The following is a 21,800-nucleotide window of genomic DNA, read 5'->3' as shown; positions in this document are numbered from 1 at the left end:
GAACGGGGCGGCAGCAACCATGATGGGACCGGCGCACTCACTGTCCGGAGCGGCCGCCTGGCTGGGTGTGGGAGCGGCCGCCGCCGCCTTCGACCGCCCGATGCCGTGGCCCGTTCTCCTCGTCGGGGCGCTCATCTGCGCGGGGGCCGCCCTCGCCCCCGACCTCGACCACAAGTCGGCGACGATCTCCCGCGCCTTCGGGCCGGTCTCCAAGGGCCTCTGCGAGATCGTCGACAAGCTCTCGTACGCCGTCTACAAGGCCACCCGCTCCTCCGCCGACCCCCGCAGGTCCGGCGGGCACCGGACGCTCACCCACACCTGGCTCTGGGCCGTCCTGATCGGCGCCGGAGCCTCCGTCGCGGCGGTCACCGGCGGCCGGTGGGCGGTCCTGGCCATCCTCTTCGTCCATCTGGTCCTCGCCGTGGAAGGCCTGCTGTGGCGGGCGGCCCGGATGTCCAGCGACGTCCTGGTGTGGCTGCTCGGCGCCACCAGCGCCTGGATCCTCGCGGGCGTCCTCGACAAGCCCGGCAACGGCGCGGACTGGTTCTTCACCGGCCCGGGCCAGGAGTACCTGTGGCTCGGGCTGCCGATCGTCCTCGGCGCCCTCGTCCACGACATCGGCGACGCCCTGACGGTCTCGGGCTGCCCGATCCTGTGGCCCATCCCGGTGGGCCGCAAGCGCTGGTACCCGATCGGCCCGCCGAAGGGGATGCGCTTCCGGGCCGGCAGCTGGGTCGAGCTGAAGGTCCTCATGCCCGTCTTCATGCTGCTCGGCGGGGTCGGCGGAGCCTCGGCGCTCGGCTTCCTGTAGGGCCTCCCGGCTTCCTGCCAGGGCCTGTCCGGCCATGATCCGCCGGACAGGCCCTGGTTCTTTTCTTCCGCGGGGTCGGTCAGCGCTCCGGGGAGTCGGCCCGGGGGACGCCCAGGGTCCTGACCAGCTGGACCAGTTCCTCCTGGAAGAGCTTGTCGGGGCTGGCCGTCTGGCGCCCGAGATGGCCGTACACCTCCAGGGCCACCAGTCCGTGCAGGTGCCCCCAGATGCGCAGGGCGAGCGCGACGGCGGCGGGTGGCAGTTCCGGGAAGGCCGGGCGCACCTTGTCGAGGAGCCCGGCGTCGAAGTCGGACCAGGTGAACGAGCTGTCCCGGTAGAGGGGCTCGGCGTACGGCCAGGCGGCAGCGGCGAGCGCGGTGAGCCCGGTGCACACCCGGCGGGCGGCGTCGGGGGCGGGGCCGTCCTCGGGGGCGCGGTAGCCGGGGACGGGGTCGCCGTAGACCAGCCGGAAGCCCTCGGGGTTGGCCAGGGCCCAGGCGCGGAAGGCACGGGCCCAGGCCAGGACGCGGGCGGCCGGGTCTCCCGCGGGGGCCTGTGCCCAGGCCGCGTCCACGTCGTCGGCGAGCGCGGAGTACACGTCGTCGATGAGCGTGGTGACCAGGTCGTCGCGGGTGGCGAAGTAGCCGTAGATGGCGTTGGCCGTCATGCCCATCTCGCGGGCGATGGCCCGCAGGGTGATCGCGTCGGGCCCGCCCGAGGCCATCAGCCGCAGGGCGGTCTCCTTGATCTCGGCCGTCGTCTCGGCCCGTAGCCGCTCGCGGCGCCCCCGGCCGGCCGGGGGCTTTCCTGTCCGTGCTTCCGATGTCCCGGTCATCCGGGAACCCTACCGCTCTACTGAGAGGCGTATGAAAACTGCACACCGTGAACTTCACGGCGTATAGTTTTCTCACGGCGTACGCCAGAGTGGTGGACACAGCCAGAGCGGTGAACACAGGGGAGAGTCATGCGCATCGGAGTCATCGGAGCCACCGGCACCATCGGCAGCCGCGTCGTCGCGGAGGCCCTGGAGCGCGGGCACCACATCAGGGCCTTCGGCCGCGACGCCACCGAGGCGGCGGCCGGAGAGACCCGCGAGAACATCACCTGGGCGAGCCTCGACGTCCTCGACCCCGAGGGCATCGCCGCCGTTCTGCCCGGACTCGACGTCCTGATCAGCGCCTTCCAGCCCGGCAACGCCGCCCGGGACCTCGACGACACCGTGCGGCGCTCCATCGCCGACGCCACCGTCTACGCCGCCGCGGCCCGCGCCCTGCTCAAGGCCCTGGAGACGCACCCCAGGACCCGGCTGATCGTCATCGGCGGTGCCGGCAGCCTGGAGATCGAGCCGGGGCTCGTCCTCGCGGACGCGGAGGACCGCCTCCACGAGACCCTCGACTCGGTCGGACTGCCCCGTGACTACGCGGCAGCGGTACGCGGCCACCGGGACGCCCTGAACGTGCTGCGCACCTCGAACCGCCGGTGGACCTACTTCAGCCCCGCCGAGGACATCGCACCCGGCGAGCGCACCGGCCGCTTCCGCATCGGCGAGGACCAGCCGGTACGGGACGCCGAGGGACGCAGTCGCGTCTCGGCGGAGGACGCGGCCGTGGCCCTCGTCGACGAGGCGGAGCTGCCCCGCTTCGTCCAGCGCCGCTTCACGATCGGCTACTGAGGGCCGGGGCGCGCCGACCGGCGCGCCCCAGCCGCCGGTCAGCCGTGCCAGGACCTCCACAGTGCCGCGTACGCCCCGTCCGCCGAGACCAGCTCGTCGTGGCTGCCGAGCTCGCTGATCCGGCCGGCCTCGACGACCGCGATCAGATCGGCGTCGTGCGCGGTGTGCAGCCGGTGCGCGATCGCCACGACCGTACGCCCGTCGAGGACCCGGGCGAGGGACCGCTCCAGGTGCCGGGCCGCCCGCGGGTCGAGCAGCGAGGTCGCCTCGTCCAGGACCAGCGTGTGCGGGTCCGCGAGGACGAGCCGGGCCAGCGCGACCTGCTGGGCCTGCGCCGGGGTGAGCGAACGGCCGCCCGAGCCGACCTCCGTGTCCAGGCCCTCGTCGAGGCCCCGGGCCCAGCTGTCGGCGTCCACCGCCTCCAGCGCCTCCCACAGCTCGGTGTCGGCGGCACCGGTCCGGGCGAGCAGCAGGTTGTCCCGCAGCGAGCCGACGAAGACGTGGTGCTCCTGGTTGACCAGGGCCACGTGCTCGCGGACCCGCTCGGCGGGCATCCGCGCCAGCTCGGCGGCGCCGAGGGTCACCGAGCCCGTCCTCGGGGCGTAGATGCCCGCGAGCAGCCGGCCGAGCGTGGACTTGCCCGCACCCGACGGGCCCACCAGGGCGAGCCGGGTGCCCGGTGCCACCTTGAGGGACACCTCGTGCAGCACGTCGACGCCCTCGCGGTAGCCGAACCGGACCTCGTCGGCCCGGACGGCCCGCCCCTCGGGCCGTACCTCCTGGTCACCCGCGTCCGGCTCGATGTCCCGGACGCCGACGAGCCGGCCCAGCGAGACCTGCGCGACCTGCAGCTCGTCGTACCAGCGGAGCACGATTCCGATCGGCTCCACCAGCATCTGCGCGAGCAGCGCGCCCGTCGTCAGCTGGCCCACGTCGATCCATCCCTGGAAGACGAAGACCCCGCCGAGGAGGAGGACGCCGCACAGCACCGTCGTGTGCGTGAGCGTGACGACGGGGAAGAGCACCGAGCGCAGGAAGAGCGTGTACCTCTCCCACGCCACCCACTCGGTGATGCGCCGGTCGGAGAGGGCGATGCGCCGCGAGCCCAGGCGGTGCGACTCCACCGTCCGGCCCGCGTCGACCGTCTCCGCCAGGGCCGCGGCCACCGCCGCGTACCCCGCGGACTCCGAGCGGTACGCGGACGGGGCCCGCTTGAAGTACCAGCGGCAGCCCACGATGAGCACCGGGGCGGCGAGCAGCGCCGCGAGCGCGAGCGGCGGCGCGGTCACCGCGAGTCCGCCGAGCAGCAGCCCCACCCAGACGACGCCGATGGCCAGCTGCGGCACGGCCTCGCGCATCGCGTTGGCGAGCCGGTCGACGTCCGTGGTGATACGGGAGAGCAGGTCGCCCGTCCCGGCCCGTTCGAGGACGCCGGGCGGCAGGCCCACGGAGCGGACGAGGAAGTCCTCGCGCAGATCGGCGAGCATCTCCTCACCGAGCATCGCCCCGCGCAGCCGGACGAGCCGCACGAAGACCGTCTGGACGAGGAGGGCGACCGCGAACAGGGCGACCGTGCGCTCCAGATGGAGGTCACGGGCCCCGGAGGCCAGCTCGTCCACCACCGAGCCGAGGAGGTACGGGCCGGCCATCGAGGCGATGACGGCGACCGCGTTCACCCCGATGAGCAGCGCGAACGCCCTGCGGTGGCGGCGCAGGAGTTCCCGCACGTAGCTCCGTACGGTCGCGCTGCCCGCGACGGGCAGCGTCGTCGCCGTCTTGGGAGCCGCCGGGTCGTACTCCGGTGGCGCGACGCCGATCATGCCGATTCCCCTTCCAGTGCTTCGAGTTCACGGAGGGGGTCGCTCGCCGCGGCGAGCTCCTCGTCCGTCTCACGGGTGACGACCGCGCGGTAGCGGGGCTCGCCGGCGAGCAGTTCGCGGTGCGTGCCGACGGCGACCGCCTGGCCCTCGTGGATCAGGACCACCCGGTCGGCGCGGTCCAGGAGCAGCGGCGAGGAGGCGAGCACCACGGTGGTGCCGCCCGCGCGCAGCCGGGCGATCCCGTCGGCCACCCGGGACTCGGTGTGGGAGTCGACCGCCGAGGTGGGCTCGTCCAGGACGAGCACCTCGGGGTCGGTCACCAGCGAGCGGGCGAGCGCGAGCCGCTGGCGCTGGCCGCCGGAGAGCGACCGGCCCCGCTCGGTGATCCGCGTCCGCATCGGGTCGCCGTCCGCGTCGACGGAGGCCTGCGCGAGCGCGTCGAGGACGTCGCCGCACTGGGCTGCTTCGAGCGCGTCCGCGGCACGGACCGCTCCCGAGGAGGGCACGTCGAGGAGCTCCCGGAGCGTGCCCGAGAGCAGCACCGGGTCCTTGTCCTGCACGAGGACGGCCGTCCGGGCCGCCTCCAGCGGCAGCTCGTCCAGCGGGACCCCGCCGAGCAGGACCGAGGTGTGGGCCTGTTCCACGAGGTCCTGTTCGGCCGGGTGGCCGCCGAGCCGGTCCGCGAGCCGTCCGGCCATGTCCGGGTCGCCGCAGACGACGGCGGTGAACCGGCCTGCCGGGGCGAGCAGCCCGGTCAGCGGGTCGTACAGATCGCCGGTCGCCTTGCGCTCCTCGCCCTCGACGGCGTCGGTGGTGGACGTCGTGCGGTTCAGCGAGAGGACCCTGGCGGCCCGCTTCGCGGACGGCCGGGAGAAGGAGAAGGCCATGGCGATCTCCTCGAAGTTCCGCATCGGATGATGGGTGAGGGCCACCGCGCCGTAGACGGTGACGAGCTCGCCGACCGTGATCCGGCCGTCGAGCGCGAGCCGCGCCCCGTACGCCACGACGACGATGAGCAGGACGCCGGGCAGCACGACCTGGATCGCGGCGATCAGCGCCCACATGCGCGCGCTGTGCACGGCCGCCCTGCGGACCTCCTGGGAGGCGGCGCGGTAGCGGTCGAGGAACAGCTCCTCGCCGCCGATGCCGCGCAGGACGCGGAGTCCGGCGACGGTGTCGGAGGCCAGCTCCGTGGCCTTGCCGGCCTTCTCGCGCTGGACGTCCGCCCGGCGCGTGGCGCGGGGGAGGAGCGGCAGCACGGCGAGGGCGAGGACGGGGACGCCGAGGGCGACGACGATGCCGAGGGCGGGCTGGTAGAGGACGAGCGCCACGCAGACGATCAGCAGGGAGACGGCGGCCGCGGCGAACCGGGACAGCGCCTCGACGAACCAGCCGATCTTCTCGACGTCGCCCGTGGAGACCGCGACGACCTCGCCCGCGGCGACCCGCCGGGTGAGCACGGAGCCCAGCTCGGCGGTCTTGCGGGAGAGCAGCTGCTGGACCCGGGCGGCGGCGGTGATCCAGTTGGTGACCGCGGTGCGGTGCATCATCGTGTCGCCGGCGGCGATCGCGAGCCCGAAGGCCACGAGCAGGCCCCCGGCGAGGGCGAGCCGCCCGCCGTCGTGGTCCACGACCGCCTGGACGGCGACGCCGACACCGAGCGGCAGCGCGGCGATGCCCAGCTGGAGGAGAAGCCCCCACAGGAGGGCCTTCACCTGCCCGCCGAGCTGGTTGCGGCCGAGCCAGAGGAGGAACCGGGTGCCCGACCGTACATCGGGGACCCCTGGGTCGGCGTAGGGAAGATCTCGAATCTGCATGGCGTCCCAGGGTCTCCGGGTCTGTCTGGTGGATCGCGCGCCGGTGGTGCGCGGTTGCGTCTGTTCGACGGCGAGGGGGAAACCGTGCAAGGTTCGCTTTTTCCCCTGGGCGGGGCAATCGATTTTCCCCATGAGGGAACAGATCGCGCCATGTCCGCTCATCGTCCTCTGGACCGCGCACAGGTGACCACGCTTCACTTCCGCCCCATGAGATCACTCAAGATCATGAGCATGATCAGCGGTCTGGTCCTGGCCGCCGGGGCGCTGATCACCGCGCAACCGGCCGCCGCCGAGGGAGCGGACACCCCTGCACCCCCGGCCGAGTTCACCAGCGACTGGCACGACCCGGTCACCGCCGCCCCGCCCGTCACGACCCCCGGCACCCGCAGCTGCGAGGTCACCCTCGCCGCCGCGCAGTTCCGCGACTTCACCCCGTACCAGGGCGTCTACACCCCGCCGAAGGAGTGCGGCACCCGCTGGAACAAGGTCGTCCTCCGCCTCGAAGGGAGCGTGAAGGGCCGCCAGTACGACCGGCTCGGCCACCTCACCGTCGGCGGCGTGGAGATCCTCCGCACCTCGACGCCCCAGCCCTCACCCGACGGCATCACCTGGTCGGTCGAGAAGGACGTCACCCGCTATCGCGACACCCTCAGCCGCCCGCAGCCGGTCGAGATGCTCATCGGCAATGTCGTGAACGAGACGTACACCGGCGTCCTCGACGTCCGGGTCACCCTCACCTTCCACACCGCCGAGGGCCGCGTGAAGCCCGCCGAGGGCACACCCGACCGGGTGATCCCCCTCACCGGCTCCACCCTCACCACCCCGCGCAACACCGAACGGGTCCTCGCCGAGGTGTACGCCACCGGCTCCGGCGGCGGCTGCGAGGAGTACTGGTACCTCTCCGTCCCCGACCCCGCCCCCTACTCCTGCCGGGCCGCCGAGGGTCCCCACCGGGAGGTCCAGGTCTCCGTGGACGGCCGGCTCGCGGGCATCGCGGCCCCCTTCCCCACGGTCTGGACCGGCGGCTGGTCCAACCCCTTCCTCTGGTACGTCACCCCCGGCCCCCGCGCCTTCGACGTCCGGCCGGTCGTCTACGACCTCACCCCCTTCGCCGCCCTCCTGAACGACGGCCGCCCCCACGCGGTGCAGGTCACGGTCGCCGGGGTCCCGGCCGGTCTCGCGGGCTGGTCCACCCCCACCAACGTGCTGCTCTGGCAGGACGAGGGCAGCCGGGTCGTCACCGGCGCGCTCGACCGGCACGAGGAGAGCGCCCCGCGCAACTCCTCCGTGTACACCCCGGTCTCCGGGAGCACCCCGCAGCACGTCGACACCGAGGCCGGACACCGGCTCACCGTCGCCGGGCACCTCGACACCTCCCACGGCCGGGTCGACACCACGGTCAGCAGGACCGTCGGCCACACCTCCGTCCACCGCTGGGGCGACGACGAGAACCCCGACGCCCTCACCGCCCGCTGGACGGACGACGAGACCGTGACCACCGGCCGCACCGTCACCCGCGTCCACCGCGCCTACACCATGGACGGCGAGACGACGGTCGGCGCGGGCGACCGGCTGCGGACGGTCCTCACCCTCGGGGACCGCGCCGACACCGTCGTCGTACGGGACGGCCGACGCCTGTCCTGGTCGGTTCTCGACAACACGTACAGCGGGGACGCGACCTACACCACCGGTGTCCCGCGCGACCAGCGTCACGCGGTCGGAACGACGACCGAGCGGTACCGGCTGTACGGCTCGGACGGCTGCTACGACCGGACGCTGACGACGGTTCAGGGCACCCTCACGCGGGATCTGCGCCGCTGCTGAACCGACGCCGGCGCCCGGCCCCGCTCGGGGGCCGGGCGCCGGCGTAGGGGGACGGGCTCGTCGAACCGGCGCGTACGACCGGCTCGTCGGACGGGCTCGTCGGATCGGCTCGTCGGATCGGCTTGTCGGGCGGGCTTCTCAGGCGGGTTTGAACGAGTCCACGCCCGCGCGTGCCTTGCGCCACTCGCCGCGCGTGAAGTCCGGGATCTCCTGCGGCGCGCCGTTCGCCTTCATCGAGGCGTGGCTCAGCGGGACCGGAGCCGTCCAGGTCGCGGCGTCGTACACGTCGAAGTCCGGCACCAGACCCAGCTTCATGCACTGCATCAGCCGGTAGATCATGATGTAGTCCATGCCGCCGTGGCCGCCGGGCGGATCGGCGTGCTCCTTCCAGAGCCAGTGGTCGAACTCGGCGGCGTAGGACGAGAAGTCGGCCCACTGGTCGTTGGTGTGGTCCGGCTCCAGGTAGATCCGGGCCGGGAAGTCCTCGAACACGCCCTTCGTCCCGCCCAGGCTGTTGATCCTGCTGTACGGGTGCGGGCTGGAGACGTCGTGCTCCAGGCGGATCAGCCGCCCCTTGGCCGTCTGGACCATGCTGATCGTCCGGTCGCTCTCGATGTACGTCTCCTTCCAGCTCGGGTCGCCGGGCGGCATGTTCGCCGCCCGGTACTCGGCCAGACCGAGCGCCGGGGTGCCGAAGCTGCTGATGCTCACCACCCGGTCGCCCCGGTTGACGTCCATGTAGTTGGCGACGGGACCGAAACCGTGGTTGGGGTAGAGGTCGCCCCGCAGCTGGGTGTGCCACAGCCGCCGCCAGGGCCCCTCGTAGTACGTCGGCGAGAACATCAGGCCGCGAAGGTCGTGGTTGTACGCCCCCGCTCCGTGCAGCAACTGGCCGAACTTGCCGGCGTGCGCCATGCGCAGGACCCGCATCTCGTTCCGCCCGTAGCAGCAGTTCTCCAGCTGCATGCAGTGGCGGCGGGTCTGCTCGGAGAGGTCGACGAGCTCCCACAGGTCCTCGAGCCGCATCGCGACCGGACACTCGACGCCGACGTGCTTGCCGTTCAGCATCGCGGCCCGGGCCATCGCGAAGTGGCGGTCCCAGGGGGTGGCCACGTAGACGAAGTCGAGGTCGGTGCGGGCGCAGAGGTTCTCGTGGTCGTCCTCGCCGTTGGTGTACACGGCGGGGGCCGGCTGCCCGGCGGCGACGACCTTCGCGGCGGCCCGCTCGGTCTTCTCGCGTACCGGGTCGCAGACGGCCACCACCCGCACCCAGGGGAGCGCGAGGAAGAGGCCGATCATGGCGTTGCCCCGGTTGCCGAGGCCGACGATCCCGACGCGGACGGTGGAACGGCCGTCGAAGGGGACCCCGGCCATGGTCGCCCCGCGACGCCTGGGGGCGGCGGCGGTCTCGGGCGTCGTGGTGGGGGCGGATTCGACGGCGGCGGCGTGGACGGATTCGGTGGTGGCGTGGGCGGGCTGCGCACCGGCGGCGATGCCGAGCCCCGCCCCGGCCGCTCCGGCGGTGGTCTTGAGGACCTTCCGCCGGCTCGGGGTGTGCGGTGCCTGCTCGTTCATGGAACCTCCAGGAGCTGTGTGCACGGCTGTTTCATGAATCCCGCACAGGACCCTGGCCCCGGTGACCGACGGTGCGCAAGGGCGCCGATAGGACTCTCGTGACGGGTAGTCGGACTTTACTGTTCCGTCTCTCGCGTCGAGCCGTACCGAACTCCGACCGTCACCCGAACATACGAAGGACCCCTCACCGTGCGGGGTGAGGCACCTCTTCCGCAGGTCCCGCCGGGGACTGACGAGGGGTCAGGGGCGGGTGGCGTGTTCCAGGGTGAGGAGGACGGACTGGTAGGTGCGGCCCGTGGCGCGGTCCATGCCGATCTCGCACATGCGGTTGGCGGAGAGGTGGGCGTCGAAGGGGCGGGCGGTGACCTCGGCCGCCTCGCGGGCGGTGGCGGAGGCCGTCAGCTCCGGATGCAGCATGCCCCGGTCGCCGGCGAAGGCGCAGCAGCCGGCGTCGGCGGGGACGACGACCTCGTCGGCGCAGGCCTCGGCGAGGGTGGTCAGGTGTTCTTCGTCGCCGAGGTGGCGCATGGAGCAGGTGGGGTGGACGACGGCGGAGGCGATCCGGCGGCGTACGTCGAGGCGGGGGAGGAGGTGGTCGGCGGCCCAGACGAGGGAGTCGAGGACGGTGAGTTCGGCGTGCAGCTCGCGGTTGTCGTCGGTGAGGTAGGGGACGACGTCGTGGGCGATGCCGAGGGTGCAGGAGGAGGCGTCGACGACGAGGGGGAGTTTCCCGCCGGCGGTCCATCCCCAGGCGGCTTCGACGATCCGGTTGGCCATGATCTCGTTGCCCTGTTCGTACCCCTTGGAGTGCCAGATCGTGGCGCAGCAGGTTCCGGCCACGTCGTCGGGGATCCACACCGGCTTCCCGGCGCGGGCCGACAGGGCGACGACGGCTTCCGGCAGGGAGGGGCCGCGATGGCCCTCGGGCCCGCCGAAGATGCGGTTGACGCAGGCGGGGTAGTAGACGGCGACGGCGGCGGGACGGTGGGTGCGGGGCAGGCGGCGTGCTGCGGCGCCGGGGATCTCCGGCAGCCAGTCGGGTACGAGGTCGGGGCGGACGGCCTTGCGGGCCGCGCCGGTGACCTTCGCCAGGACCCGGTCGCCGATCTTGTCGGCGGCGGCGACGGCGAGGCGTGCGGAGGCTTCGACGGCGCGGAAGTTCTTCGCGGTCAGGGCGGCGATCCGCTCCTCGCGGGGCGAGTGCCGCTGGTGGCGGAAGTCCTTCATGAGGGCGCCGGTGTCGATGCCGACGGGGCAGGCGAGTTTGCAGGTGGAGTCGCCGGCGCAGGTGTCGACGGCGTCGTAGCCGTAGGCCTCCAGGAGGCGGGCCTCGACGGGGGAGCCGTCGGGCTGGCGCATCATCTCGCGGCGCAGGACGATCCGCTGACGTGGAGTGGTCGTCAGGTCCTGGCTGGGGCAGGTGGGTTCGCAGAAGCCGCACTCGATGCACGGGTCCGCGATCCGTTCGACCCTGGGGATCGTCTTCAGGCCACGCAGGTGGGCCTGGGGGTCGCGGTCGAGGACGATCCGGGGAGCCAGGATCCCGTCGGGGTCGATGACTTCCTTGGTCCGCCACATCAGCTCGGTCGCCTGCGTGCCCCACTCCAGTTCGAGGAAGGGGGCGATGTTGCGGCCGGTGGCGTGCTCGGCCTTCAGCGAGCCGTCGAAGCGCTCCACGGTCAGTTTGCAGAACTCGTCCATGAAGGCGGCGTACCGCTCGACATCAGCCGGGTCGGCGGCGTCGAACGCGAGGAGGAAATGGAGGTTGCCGTGGGCCGCGTGACCGGCCACCGCCGCGTCGAAGCCGTGCCGGGCCTGGAGGTCGAGCAGTTCGGCGCAGGCCTCGGCGAGCCGGTCCGGCGGCACCGCGAAGTCCTCCGTGATCAGCGTCGTCCCCGAAGGGCGTGAGCCCCCGACGGCCGTCACGAACGCCTTCCGCGCCTTCCAGTACCCGTGGATCGTCCTCTGGTCGCGGGTGAACGCGTTGTCCACCGAAGCCACCGGGGCGACCAGCTCCAGCCCCTGCATGACCCGGGCCGCCGCCCTCTCGTACGCGATCTGCCCGGCCTCGTCGGGCGCCCTGAACTCGACCAGGAGCGCCGCCGTCTCCTTCGGCAGCTCCGCCCAGTCGGCCGGCACCCCTGCCACGCTGACCGAGGCGCGCAGGGTGTTGCCGTCCATCAGCTCCACTGCCAGGGCCCCGGCCTCGTTGAAGAGCGGGACAGCGGCCGCGGCGGCGGGGAGGGAGGGGAAGAAGAGCAGGGCCGTCGACACGTTCCGGTCCAGCGGGAGGGTGTCGAAGACGGTCTCGGCGATGAAACCGAACGTGCCCTCCGAGCCCACCATCAGACCCCGCAGGATCCGGACGGGGGTGGCCCCGTCCAGGAAGGCGTCGAGCCGGTAGCCGTTGGTGTTCTTGATCGTGTACTTGGCCCGGATCCGGGCCGTGAGTCCGGCGTCCGCCTCGATCTCGGCCTTGAGCGCCATGAGCCCCTCGCACAGCTTCGGCTCGGCGCGCGCCAGCTCCTCGTCCGCTGCCGGGTCGGCCGTGTCGACCACCGTCCCTGACGGCAGCACGAAGGTGAGCGAGGCCAGCGTCCGGTACGAGTTCCGGGTGGTCCCCGCCGTCATCCCCGACGCGTTGTTCGCGACCACCCCGCCCAGCGTGCAGGCGATCGCACTCGCCGGATCCGGCCCCAGCACCCGTCCGAGCGGGGCGAGTGCCGCGTTCGCCCGCAGGACGGTGGTACCCGGACGGATCCGGGCCCGGGCGCCTCCGTCCAGGACCTCCACCCCCGCCCAGTGCCGGCGCACGTCGACCAGGATGTCCTCGCCCTGCGCCTGCCCGTTCAAGCTGGTCCCGGCCGCCCGGAACACCACCTCGCGGCCCTTGCCGTGCGCGTACGACATCACGGCCGAGATGTCGTCGATGTCCTCGGCGACCACCACCACCTGCGGCACGAACCGGTACGGGCTCGCGTCGGAGGCGTACCGGACCAGATCCGAGACGTGCGACAGGACCTTCTCCGCGCCCAGGAGCTCCGCCAGCTCCTCCCTCAACCGCCTCGGAGTACCCCGTGCCTGCAGCTCCGGAACCCGGTCCGGCGCCGGAGTCCGGTCCGTACCCGGACGAAGGGCCTGCGGGTTCGGCTCAAGCAGCGGCATGTCACGGCTCCCCTTCGGCGCGGCCCCGTGCGCGGGAGGTCAGCAGCCGCTCTCCGGGCCACGGTCGACCAGGGCGGACAGCAGACCTCCGAGCACCTCGCGCTGGTCGACGGTCAATGGAGCAAGGATGTCCTCTGCGGCCGCCCGGCGCGCGCTCCGCAGCTCCCGCAGCGTGGCGCGCCCCGCGTCGGTGAGCTCGATCCGCACCACGCGGCGGTTGCTCGGATCGGGGACCCGGCGCACCCGGTCGCTCGCCTCCAGGCCGTCGACGAGACTGGTCACGGCTCTCGGGACGACTTCGAGCCGGGCCGCGAGATCGGCCATCCGGGGCGGCTCCCCGAAGTGCGCGACCGTGCGCAGGAGCCGTGACTGCGCCGGGGTGATGCCGATCGGCTCCAGGTGGCGCTTCTGGATGCGGTGCAGGCGCCGGGTGAGCCGCAGCAGCTGCTCGGCGAGGAGCCCGTCGGCGTCGGAGGCGCTGAGGCGGTCGATGCCGCTCGGCCGAGCGGTGTCACTCGGTCGGTCGATGCCGCTCGGGCGGCTGTCGCTCGGCCGGTCGGTGTCGCCTGGGCGGTCGGTGTCGCTCGGTCGGTCGATGCCGCTCGGGCGGGCGGAGGTGCTCAAGCGGTCGGGGGTGCTCATGCCGGGAACAATATCAGGACCATGTTCATTGTGAGTATAGGTAACAATGAGCTAGGGTCCGTATCGACCACCGAACTCCCGAAGGAGCCCATGCGCCCCCACGACCAGTCCGACTGGACGCCCCCGCCCCGCGACTCCGCGAAGCCCAAGGAGCCCGCGCAGCTGCGGCGCATCCTGCGGCTCTTCCGCCCCTACCGTGCCCGCCTCGTGCTCGTCGGCCTTCTGGTCGGCGCCGCCTCGCTGGTCTCGGTCGCCTCGCCGTTCCTGCTCAAGGAGATCCTGGACACCGCGATCCCGCAGGGCCGGACGGGGCTGCTCAGCCTGCTCGCCCTCGGCATGATCGCCACCGCCGTGCTGACCAGCGTCTTCGGCGTGCTCCAGACCCTGATCTCCACCACCGTCGGCCAGCGCGTCATGCACGACCTGCGCACCGGGGTCTACGAGCAGCTCCAGCGGATGCCGCTCGCCTTCTTCACGCGCACGCGCACCGGCGAGGTCCAGTCCCGCATCGCCAACGACATCGGCGGGATGCAGGCGACCGTGACCTCCACGGCCACCTCCCTCGTCTCCAACCTCACCGCCGTCGTGGCCACCGTCGTCGCCATGCTCGCGCTCGACTGGCGGCTCACCCTCGTCTCCCTGCTCCTGCTGCCCGTCTTCGTCTGGATCAGCCGCCGCGTCGGCCGCGAGCGCAAGGCGATCACCACCCAGCGCCAGAAGCAGATGGCCGCCATGGCGGCGACCGTCACCGAGTCGCTCTCGGTCAGCGGCATCCTGCTCGGCCGCACCATGGGCCGCGCCGACTCCCTGACCAAGTCCTTCGCCGAGGAGTCCGAGCGCCTCGTCGACCTCGAAGTGCGCTCCTCCATGGCCGGACGGTGGCGCATGTCCACCATCGGCATCGTCATGGCCGCGATGCCCGCCCTGATCTACTGGGCCGCCGGCATCTCGCTCCAGTCGGGCGGTTCCACGATCTCGCTCGGCACGCTCGTCGCCTTCGTCTCGCTCCAGCAGGGCCTCTTCCGGCCCGCCGTGAGCCTGCTCTCCACCGGCGTGCAGATACAGACCTCGCTCGCCCTCTTCCAGCGCATCTTCGAATACCTGGACCTGCCCGTCGACATCACCGAGCCCGCCGAGCCCGTCCGGCTCGCGAAGGTGCGCGGCGAGGTGACCTTCGAGAAGGTCGACTTCCGTTACGACCCCGAGGGGCCGGGCCGCGCGACCCTCGACGGGATCGACGTGACCGTCCCCGCCGGCGGCAGCCTGGCCGTCGTCGGCCCCACCGGTTCCGGGAAGTCCACGCTCAGCTACCTGGTGCCCCGGCTGTACGACGTCACCGGCGGCCGGGTCGCCCTCGACGGCGTCGACGTGCGCGACCTCGACTTCGACACCCTCGCCCGCGCGGTCGGGGTCGTCTCCCAGGAGACGTACCTCTTCCATGCCTCCGTCGCCGACAACCTGCGCTTCGCCAAGCCGGACGCCACCGGCGAGGAGATCGAGGCCGCCGCGCGCGCCGCCCAGATCCACGACCACATCGCCTCGCTGCCCGACGGCTACGACACCCTGGTCGGCGAGCGCGGCTACCGCTTCTCGGGCGGCGAGAAGCAGCGGCTGGCCATCGCGCGGACGATCCTGCGCGACCCGCCCGTGCTCATCCTCGACGAGGCGACCAGCGCGCTCGACACGCGGACGGAGCACGCGGTGCAGCAGGCCATCGACGCCCTGTCGGCCGGCCGCACCACCATCACCATCGCCCACCGGCTCTCCACCGTCCGTGACGCCGACCAGATCGTCGTCCTGGAGGCCGGGCGGATCGCCGAGCGCGGGACGCACGAGGAGCTTCTGGCGCGGGACGGGCGGTACGCGGCCCTGGTCCGCCGGGACGCCCGGGCCGCCGTGACGGGCGCCGCCGAAGGCGAACAGGCGAACGTGGGATCGGTTGTTCCCCAGAACGTGTGATCGTGCCGGGAATCGTTGCCCAACTCCCGTACGGCATCGGAAGATTACGGAGTGCGAGCGACGGGCTGCAGACCGCGACCGCACCGTCCCACTGATGTATCTGTACGAGGAGAAGTACCACCATGAACGTCATCACCGATCTGCTCGCCGGCCTCTTCCACTTCCTGGGTTGGCTCGTCTGACGATCGCCGTGCCCGGCGCCGTCGGTTCCCCGTCCCAGGGGGCCGGCGGCGCCGCCGTGTGCGCGGGGCTCCCCGGAATCCCGTACGGGCCGGGTTAGCGTGCCGCCATGACGTACCGGCAGCCGTCACCGTACGCACCCCCACACCGCCCCCGCCGCCCCTCTCTTCCCCGGCCTCCCCGCCGCTCCCGGCTCACCCGGCGCGGCCGCCTTGCGCTCCTGCTCGGAGCGGTCGTCGCGGTGACCGCCGCGATCACCGTCCCGCTCCTGCTGCCGCCGGGCGACGAACCCGTCGTCGAACAACCCCGTACCCTCCTCATCCCGGAAGGCCGTCGGGCCGCGCAGGTCTACACGGCCGTCGACCGGGCGCTCGGCCTGCCCGAGGGGACCGTGCGAAAGGCCGCGACCGCTCCGGGCGCCGCCCTCGCCCTGCCCGCCGCGGCCGACGGCAACCCGGAGGGCTACCTCTTCCCCGCCACGTATCCGATCCTCGCCGCCACCACCCCGGAGGGGCTCCTCCGCTACATGGTGGACACCGCGGTCAAGCGGTTCGGCACGGAGCGGATCGCCGAGGGCGCGCGGGCGCACGGGATGAGCGTGTACGAGGCGGTGATCGCGGCCAGCATCGTGCAGGCCGAGGCGGACAGCCCCGAGGACATGGCGAAGGTCGCCCGGGTCGTGCACAACCGGCTCGACCGGGGCATGGCCCTGCAGATGGACTCGACCCTGAACTACGCGCTGGGCCGCAGCACCGTCGACACGACCCTCGCGGACACCGGGATCGCCAGCCCGTACAACACGTACGAGCGCAAGGGCCTGCCGCCGACGCCCATCGGGAACCCGGGGGACCAGGCGGTGGACGCGGTGATCCGCCCTGCGGACGGGGACTGGCTGTACTTCGTCACCGTGTCCCCGGGGGACACCCGTTTCACGGCGGACTACGCGCTGCACCAGGAGAACGTGGCGGAGTTCAACGCGAACCGGCGTGCGGAACGGACGGGCTGAGGGCGAACCGACGCCCCGGCCTTCAGGCCGTCGCCGGGACGGCCGCCGGTTCGCGGTCCAGCAGGCGACGGATGTCGGAGACGGCCGCGCGGCCGGCCCGGTTGGCGCCGATCGTCGAGGCCGAGGGGCCGTAGCCGACGAGGTGGACGCGCTTGTCCCGGGCCGCGCGCGTGCCCTCCACCCGGATGCCGCCGCCCGGCTCCCGAAGTCGCAGCGGTGTCAGATGGTCGATGGCGGCACGGAAGCCGGTCGCCCACAGGATCACGTCGGCGTCGACGGTCCGCCCGTCGTCCCAGGCCACCCCGGTCGGGGTGATCCGGTCGAACATCGGCAGCCGGTCCAGGACGCCCTTCTCGCGCGCCGCGCGGATCGCGTCGTTGAGCGGGAGTCCGGTGACCGAGACCACGCTCTGCGGGGGCAGCCCGAGCCGGACCCGCTCCTCGACGAGCGCCACGGCCGCGCGGCCCTCCGCCTCGCCGAACGGCCCCTCGCGGTAGACGGGCTCGCGCCGGGTCACCCAGGTCGTCCCCGCGGCGACCTCGGCGATCTCCATGAGGTGCTGGGTCCCGGAGGCCCCGCCGCCGACGACGATCACCCGCTTCCCCGCGAACTCCTCCGGGCCCGGGTAGCCGGCGGTGTGGAGCTGGCGCCCCCGGAAGGTCTCCTGCCCCTGGTACCGCGGCCAGAAGGGGCGGTCCCAGGTGCCGGTCGCGTTGATCAGGGCGCGTGTCGCGTACGCGCCCTCGGAGGTCTCCACCCGCAGCCGCCCACCCTCGCCCTCCCGGACGGCGGTGACGTCGACGGGCCGGTGGACGCGCAGGTCGAAGGTCTGCTCGTACGTGTCGAAGTACGCGCCGATCACCTCCGAGGAGGCGCGCGCCGGGTCGGCGCCGGTCAGCTCCAGGCCGGGCAGCGCGTGCATGCCGTGGACCTTGCCGTACGTGAGGGAGGGCCACCGGAACTGCCAGGCGCCACCCGCTCGCGGGGCGTGGTCGAGGACGACGAAGTCCCGGTCCGGCTCCAGTCCGGCGCGCCGCAGGTGGAAGGCGGCCGAGAGGCCCGCCTGCCCGGCGCCGATGACGACGACGTCCATCGCCCTGACCTCCGCGACCGCACCCACCTCGAAATCGTTCACGGTTCTACTAACAGGGGAGGGGGTGGGGATCTTCCCGGGCGAGGCGGGGGGCGGCGGGGGGTGGTGGAGGCGGGTGGGATCCCGGAGCGCGTCCGCGCCGCCGGCGAGGCGTCAGAAGGCCGCCATGCCTTGAGGGGTGGCCCTGTGTCCTTGGCCGAAATGAGTCTTGTGGATCACAGAGGGGCCCCCTTTCCCCCTTGAGTAAGGTTAGGCTAACCTTCGTGGCGTGCAAGCAGGTGAACAGACCTCCGCGGCCTCGGGCCCCCGTGGTCATGAACTCTCGGCCACGGGTGTCACCGTGGCATACGAAGGCGTCGACGTCGTCCATGACGCCTCCTTGACACTGCGCCCCGGCGAAGTGACCGTCCTGGTCGGCCCGAACGGCAGCGGCAAGTCGACGCTGCTGCGCACCATCGCGCGGCTCCAGCAGCCGAGGACCGCCACGCTCGTCCTCGACGGCGACACCGACGGCCTCGCGCTGAGCCCCCGTGAGTTCTCGCGCCACGTCGCCCTGCTCACCCAGGGACGGCCCACCCCCAGCGGGCTCACCGTCCGGGACGTGGTCGAGTTCGGCCGCTACCCGTACCGGGGACGCTGGGGCAAGGCCGATCCCGGCGGCGGGGCCGCGGTGGACCGCGCGCTCGCCATGACCGGCGTCACGGAACTCGCCGAACGCGGCGCCGAGCACCTCTCCGGGGGCCAGCTCCAGCGCGTCTGGCTCGCCGGCTGCCTCGCGCAGCAGACGGGCGTCCTGCTGCTCGACGAACCCACGACCTACCTCGACCTCCGCTACCAGGTCGAACTCCTCGACCTCATACGCGATCTGGCGGACGACCACGGCATCGCCGTCGGCGCCGTCCTCCACGACCTCGACCAGGCCGCGGCCGTCGCCGACCGGATCGTCCTGCTCGACGCGGGACGGGTCGTCGCGGACGGCGACCCCGAGGACGTACTGACTCCCGAGCGGCTGACCGACACGTACGGCATCCGCATCGACGTGGACACCGATCCCCTGTCCGGACGGCTGCGCACCCGCGCGATCGGCCGGCACCACTCGCGAAGCGAAAGGCTCAGCGCCACCTCATGAAGCGCCTCCTCCTCACCACGGCGATCGCGACCTCCGCGGCGCTGGCCCTCACGGCCTGCGGCACCACCGAGCCCGCCGCCGACGACGCCAAGAAGTCCGCCGAGCCCATCACCCTCACCGACTCCACGGGTGAGAAGGTCGAGCTCGCCGGCCCCGCCAAGAAGGTCGTCGGGACCGAGTGGAACGTCGTCGAGAGCCTGATCTCGCTCGGTGTCGACCCGGTGGGCGTCGCCGACGTCAAGGGCTACAAGACCTGGGACACCGCCGTCCCGCTCACGAACGAGCCCAAGGACATCGGCACGCGCGGAGAGCCGAGCGTGGAGACCGTCGCCGCCCTGAAGCCCGACCTCATCGTCGCCACCACCGACCTGCCGCCGGCCGCCGTGAAGCAGCTGCGCAAGGTCGCCCCGGTCCTGACGCTGAAGGCCGCCGACGCCGCCGACCCGATCGGCCGGATGAACGCGGACCTCGACGCCATCGCCAAGGCGACCGGCACCACGCAGAAGTCCGAGGAGCTGAAGAAGCAGTTCCAGGCGAAGCTCGACGAGGGCAGGAAGAAGCTCGCCGACGCCGGTCTCGCCGGGACGCGGTACGCCTTCGCCGACGGCTACGTGATGTCCAACCAGGTCTCGATCCGCCCCTACACCAGCGGCTCGCTGATCGGTGCGGTCAACGAGAAGCTCGGCCTGAAGAACGCCTGGACCGTCAAGGGCGACCCGGCCTACGGCCTCGGCACCACCGACGTCGAAGGCCTCACCACGCTCGGTGACGTGCAGTTCGCCTACGTCGGCAACGACGGCGACGCCGGCAGCACGCCGTTCACCGGTGTTCTCGCCAAGGACAAGGTCTGGACGTCCCTGCCGTTCGTCAAGAAGGGCAACGTGCACCGGCTGCCCGACGGCATCTGGATGTTCGGCGGCCCCGAGTCGATGACGCAGTACGTCGACTCCGTCGTCACCGCCCTGACGAAGTAACACCATGGCCGTCACCGCAACCACCCCCGCCACCCGTCCGCAGGCGGCCACGTCCCGGACGGGCGCGGCGCCGGTGACGGCCGCCCTGGTCCTCCTCGTCGTCGCCCTCGCGCTCGTGGACATCACCCAGGGCACGGCGGCGGTCGGCGCCCCCGAGGTGTGGAAGGCGCTCACGGGCCGGGCCGATCCGGCCGACGCGTCCGTCGTCATCGCCTCCCGCCTGCCGAGGATGACCGCCGGCCTCCTGGTCGGCGCCGTCCTCGGCATCGCGGGCGCCGCCCTCCAGGCTGTCAGCCGCAACGTCCTCGCCTCGCCCGACACCCTCGCCGTCAACGCGGGCTCCTACCTCGCGCTCGGCCTCACCGCCGCCTTCGGCCTCTCGCTGCCGCTGTTCGCCTCCTCCGCCATCGCGTTCGCCGGCGGTCTCGCGGCGGCCGCCGTCGTCCTCGCGCTCTCGGGCCTCGGCGCCGGAACGGTCCGGCTCGTCCTCGCGGGCAGCGCCCTCACCCTCGGCCTCACCGCCGTCACCGAAGGCCTGCTCCTGCTGTTCCCCCGGCAGACCGAGGGCCTCTACCAGTGGAACCAGGGCAGCATCGCCCAGAACGGCTTCGACGGCGTCCTCCAGATGGCCCCGATCGCCGTCCTCGGCCTCGCCGGACTGCTCCTCCTCGCCCGCCGGGTCGACGCCCTCGCCCTCGGGGACGACGCCGCGCGCGGTCTCGGCGTGCCCGTCCGCGCCACCCGGGTCATCGCCGTCGTCCTCGCCGCCCTGCTCTCCACGGCGGCCGTCACCCTCGCAGGACCCATCGGCTTCGTCGGCCTGTGCGCCCCCGCGCTCGTCCGGCCCCTCGCCCGCAGGTTCCGCGGTTTCACCAGGTCGCGCGGCTTCCTGCCCGTCGCCGGTCTCACCGGCGCAGCCCTGGTCCTCGGCTCCGACGTCCTCCTGCGGGCCGTCGTCCCGGCGGACATCGCCGTCGCCGTGCCGACCGGCGTCGTCACCAGCCTCGTCGGCGCCGTCTTCCTGATCGCCATGGCCACCCGCGTACGGGACACGGCCGGAGCCACCGCCGCCGAGCGGCTCCGCATCAGGAGCAGGACCCGCTTCCTCACCACCACCGCCGTCCTGGTGGCCGTCGCCGTCGGCGTCACCCTCGCCGGCGTCCTCCTCGGCGACAGCAAGCTGCTCCTCGGCGATGTCGCGAACTGGGCCCAGGGGCAGGCCGGCCGGACCGTCACCTTCGTGCTCGACACCCGGGTGCCCCGCGTCCTCGCCGCCCTGTTCGCGGGCGGGGCCCTCGCCCTGGCCGGCACCCTCGTCCAGGCCGTCACCCGCAACCCGCTCGCCGAACCCGGCATCCTGGGCGTCTCCGGCGGCGCCGCGCTCGGGGCCGTCCTCCTCGTGACGACCGTGCCCCTGGCCGGCGGGTGGGGCATGGCGGGCGCGGCGTTCGTCGGCGCCGCCGTCAGCTCCGTCCTCGTCTTCGGACTGGCCGCGCGGGGCGGTTTCCGGCAGAACCGGCTCGTCCTCGTCGGCTTCGGCGTCGCCACCGGCGCGGCCGCCCTGATCAGCCTCCTGATCATCCTCACCGACCCGTTCAACGCGACGAAGGCCCTCACCTGGCTGTCGGGTTCCACCTACGGACGCACGCTGCCCGACGTGGCCCCCCTCGCCGCCGTCCTCGCCGTGGGCGTGGCCGTCGCCGTCGCCCGGCGCGCCGAACTCGACCTCGTCTCGCTCGACGAGGACACCCCGCGCCTCCTGGGACTCGGCCTGGGACGCGCACGCCTCGGCTTCCTCGCCCTCGCCGTCCTGCTCAGCGCCACCGCCGTGGCCGCCGCGGGAACGATCGGCTTCGTGGGACTCGTGGCACCGCACGCGGCCCGCGCCCTGGTGGGCCGCCGACACGCCCGGGTCGTCCCGGTCGCGGTGCTCCTCGGCGCCGTCCTCGTGTGCACCGCCGACCTCGTGGGCCGCACGGTGATCGCCCCGGCCCAGCTCGGCGCCGGCCTCATGACCGCGGTGATCGGCACCCCGTACTTCCTCTACCTGCTGATACGCAGCCGGGGATAGGGGCGGGGAGGGATCGGGCCGTCGCGGCAGGGGACGCCGCGGCCGACGGGTCGACGACCTAA

Annotated in this window: 15 protein-coding genes; 8 read left to right on the top strand and 7 right to left on the bottom strand. The window is 72.9% G+C overall.

Going from position 1 to position 21,800, the window contains the following annotated elements:
• The first annotated feature begins 19 nt into the window (after positions 1-19).
• On the top strand, positions 20-811 hold the full coding sequence (locus OG580_RS04385) for a metal-dependent hydrolase (protein WP_267042315.1): 792 nt from the start codon (positions 20-22) through the stop codon (positions 809-811).
• Between the two features lie 79 nt (positions 812-890).
• On the opposite strand, the gene OG580_RS04380 is transcribed toward OG580_RS04385, so the two are convergent.
• On the bottom strand, positions 891-1,646 hold the full coding sequence (locus tag OG580_RS04380) for a TetR/AcrR family transcriptional regulator (RefSeq protein WP_267042314.1): 756 nt from the start codon (positions 1,644-1,646) through the stop codon (positions 891-893).
• Between the two features lie 129 nt (positions 1,647-1,775).
• Between OG580_RS04380 and OG580_RS04375 the strand changes: the two genes are divergently transcribed.
• Positions 1,776-2,483: an NAD(P)-dependent oxidoreductase gene (locus OG580_RS04375; protein ID WP_267042313.1), complete on the top strand. Its 708-nt coding sequence runs from the start codon at positions 1,776-1,778 to the stop codon at positions 2,481-2,483.
• Positions 2,484-2,521: 38 nt separating this feature from the next.
• Here OG580_RS04375 and OG580_RS04370 read toward each other — a convergent pair whose 3' ends face one another.
• Both OG580_RS04370 and OG580_RS04365 read right to left on the bottom strand, forming a co-directional pair.
• Complete coding sequence (locus OG580_RS04370; protein ID WP_267042312.1) at positions 2,522-4,303, bottom strand: ABC transporter ATP-binding protein; 1,782 nt, start codon at positions 4,301-4,303, stop codon at positions 2,522-2,524.
• On the bottom strand, positions 4,300-6,120 hold the full coding sequence (locus OG580_RS04365; protein WP_267042311.1) for an ABC transporter ATP-binding protein: 1,821 nt from the start codon (positions 6,118-6,120) through the stop codon (positions 4,300-4,302). The genes OG580_RS04370 and OG580_RS04365 overlap by 4 nt, the downstream gene beginning before the upstream one ends.
• Before the next feature lie 207 nt (positions 6,121-6,327).
• Here OG580_RS04365 and OG580_RS04360 point away from each other — a divergent pair, with 207 nt between their 5' ends.
• Entirely contained in the window at positions 6,328-7,944 is a 1,617-nt protein-coding gene (locus tag OG580_RS04360) for a peptide-N4-asparagine amidase (protein ID WP_267042310.1), read from the top strand.
• 138 nt (positions 7,945-8,082) lie between these two features.
• Here OG580_RS04360 and OG580_RS04355 read toward each other — a convergent pair whose 3' ends face one another.
• From OG580_RS04355 to OG580_RS04345, 3 genes are all read right to left on the bottom strand, one after another.
• Positions 8,083-9,519 (bottom strand): Gfo/Idh/MocA family protein, encoded by a 1,437-nt coding sequence (locus OG580_RS04355; RefSeq protein WP_267042309.1) that lies wholly within the window; start codon positions 9,517-9,519, stop codon positions 8,083-8,085.
• Between the two features lie 240 nt (positions 9,520-9,759).
• The gene (locus OG580_RS04350; protein WP_267042308.1) at positions 9,760-12,684 is read right to left on the bottom strand and encodes an FAD-binding and (Fe-S)-binding domain-containing protein; all 2,925 of its coding nucleotides are present in this window, start codon (positions 12,682-12,684) and stop codon (positions 9,760-9,762) included.
• 39 nt (positions 12,685-12,723) lie between these two features.
• Complete coding sequence (locus OG580_RS04345) at positions 12,724-13,212, bottom strand: MarR family winged helix-turn-helix transcriptional regulator (RefSeq protein WP_267047891.1); 489 nt, start codon at positions 13,210-13,212, stop codon at positions 12,724-12,726.
• Positions 13,213-13,416: 204 nt separating this feature from the next.
• Between OG580_RS04345 and OG580_RS04340 the strand changes: the two genes are divergently transcribed.
• The gene (locus OG580_RS04340; RefSeq protein ID WP_267042307.1) at positions 13,417-15,285 is read left to right on the top strand and encodes an ABC transporter ATP-binding protein; all 1,869 of its coding nucleotides are present in this window, start codon (positions 13,417-13,419) and stop codon (positions 15,283-15,285) included.
• 289 nt (positions 15,286-15,574) lie between these two features.
• Complete coding sequence (gene mltG, locus OG580_RS04335; protein WP_267042306.1) at positions 15,575-16,471, top strand: endolytic transglycosylase MltG; 897 nt, start codon at positions 15,575-15,577, stop codon at positions 16,469-16,471.
• Between the two features lie 22 nt (positions 16,472-16,493).
• Here mltG and OG580_RS04330 read toward each other — a convergent pair whose 3' ends face one another.
• On the bottom strand, positions 16,494-17,564 hold the full coding sequence (locus OG580_RS04330; RefSeq protein ID WP_267047890.1) for an NAD(P)-binding domain-containing protein: 1,071 nt from the start codon (positions 17,562-17,564) through the stop codon (positions 16,494-16,496).
• 268 nt (positions 17,565-17,832) lie between these two features.
• Here OG580_RS04330 and OG580_RS04325 point away from each other — a divergent pair, with 268 nt between their 5' ends.
• From OG580_RS04325 to OG580_RS04315, 3 genes are read left to right on the top strand one after another with little or no spacing between them, the layout of a single operon-like run.
• Positions 17,833-18,693, top strand: coding sequence for an ABC transporter ATP-binding protein (locus tag OG580_RS04325; RefSeq protein WP_267042305.1), 861 nt, complete (start codon positions 17,833-17,835; stop codon positions 18,691-18,693).
• Positions 18,690-19,667: an iron-siderophore ABC transporter substrate-binding protein gene (locus OG580_RS04320; protein WP_267042304.1), complete on the top strand. Its 978-nt coding sequence runs from the start codon at positions 18,690-18,692 to the stop codon at positions 19,665-19,667. The genes OG580_RS04325 and OG580_RS04320 overlap by 4 nt, the downstream gene beginning before the upstream one ends.
• A 4-nt stretch (positions 19,668-19,671) precedes the next feature.
• On the top strand, positions 19,672-21,738 hold the full coding sequence (locus OG580_RS04315) for an iron ABC transporter permease (RefSeq protein WP_267042303.1): 2,067 nt from the start codon (positions 19,672-19,674) through the stop codon (positions 21,736-21,738).
• Positions 21,739-21,800: the final 62 nt, after the last annotated feature.

It is taken from the genome of Streptomyces sp. NBC_00094 (assembly GCF_026343125.1).
Lineage (GTDB): Bacteria > Actinomycetota > Actinomycetes > Streptomycetales > Streptomycetaceae > Streptomyces.
This window is presented reverse-complemented; position numbering and strand designations above follow the sequence as displayed.

Excerpts from the sequence above, each read along its gene's own strand:
- OG580_RS04380 (WP_267042314.1), bottom strand. The coding sequence starts at position 1,646 with ATGACCGGGACATCGGAAGCACGGACAGGAAAGCCCCCGGCCGGCCGG.
- OG580_RS04330 (WP_267047890.1), bottom strand. The coding sequence starts at position 17,564 with ATGGACGTCGTCGTCATCGGCGCCGGGCAGGCGGGCCTCTCGGCCGCC.
- OG580_RS04355 (WP_267042309.1), bottom strand. The coding sequence starts at position 9,519 with ATGAACGAGCAGGCACCGCACACCCCGAGCCGGCGGAAGGTCCTCAAG.
- OG580_RS04315 (WP_267042303.1), top strand. The coding sequence starts at position 19,672 with ATGGCCGTCACCGCAACCACCCCCGCCACCCGTCCGCAGGCGGCCACG.
- OG580_RS04370 (WP_267042312.1), bottom strand. The coding sequence starts at position 4,303 with ATGATCGGCGTCGCGCCACCGGAGTACGACCCGGCGGCTCCCAAGACG.
- OG580_RS04350 (WP_267042308.1), bottom strand. The coding sequence starts at position 12,684 with ATGCCGCTGCTTGAGCCGAACCCGCAGGCCCTTCGTCCGGGTACGGAC.
- OG580_RS04375 (WP_267042313.1), top strand. The coding sequence starts at position 1,776 with ATGCGCATCGGAGTCATCGGAGCCACCGGCACCATCGGCAGCCGCGTC.
- OG580_RS04340 (WP_267042307.1), top strand. The coding sequence starts at position 13,417 with ATGCGCCCCCACGACCAGTCCGACTGGACGCCCCCGCCCCGCGACTCC.
- OG580_RS04385 (WP_267042315.1), top strand. The coding sequence starts at position 20 with ATGATGGGACCGGCGCACTCACTGTCCGGAGCGGCCGCCTGGCTGGGT.
- OG580_RS04320 (WP_267042304.1), top strand. The coding sequence starts at position 18,690 with ATGAAGCGCCTCCTCCTCACCACGGCGATCGCGACCTCCGCGGCGCTG.
- OG580_RS04360 (WP_267042310.1), top strand. The coding sequence starts at position 6,328 with ATGAGATCACTCAAGATCATGAGCATGATCAGCGGTCTGGTCCTGGCC.
- mltG (WP_267042306.1), top strand. The coding sequence starts at position 15,575 with ATGACGTACCGGCAGCCGTCACCGTACGCACCCCCACACCGCCCCCGC.
- OG580_RS04365 (WP_267042311.1), bottom strand. The coding sequence starts at position 6,120 with ATGCAGATTCGAGATCTTCCCTACGCCGACCCAGGGGTCCCCGATGTA.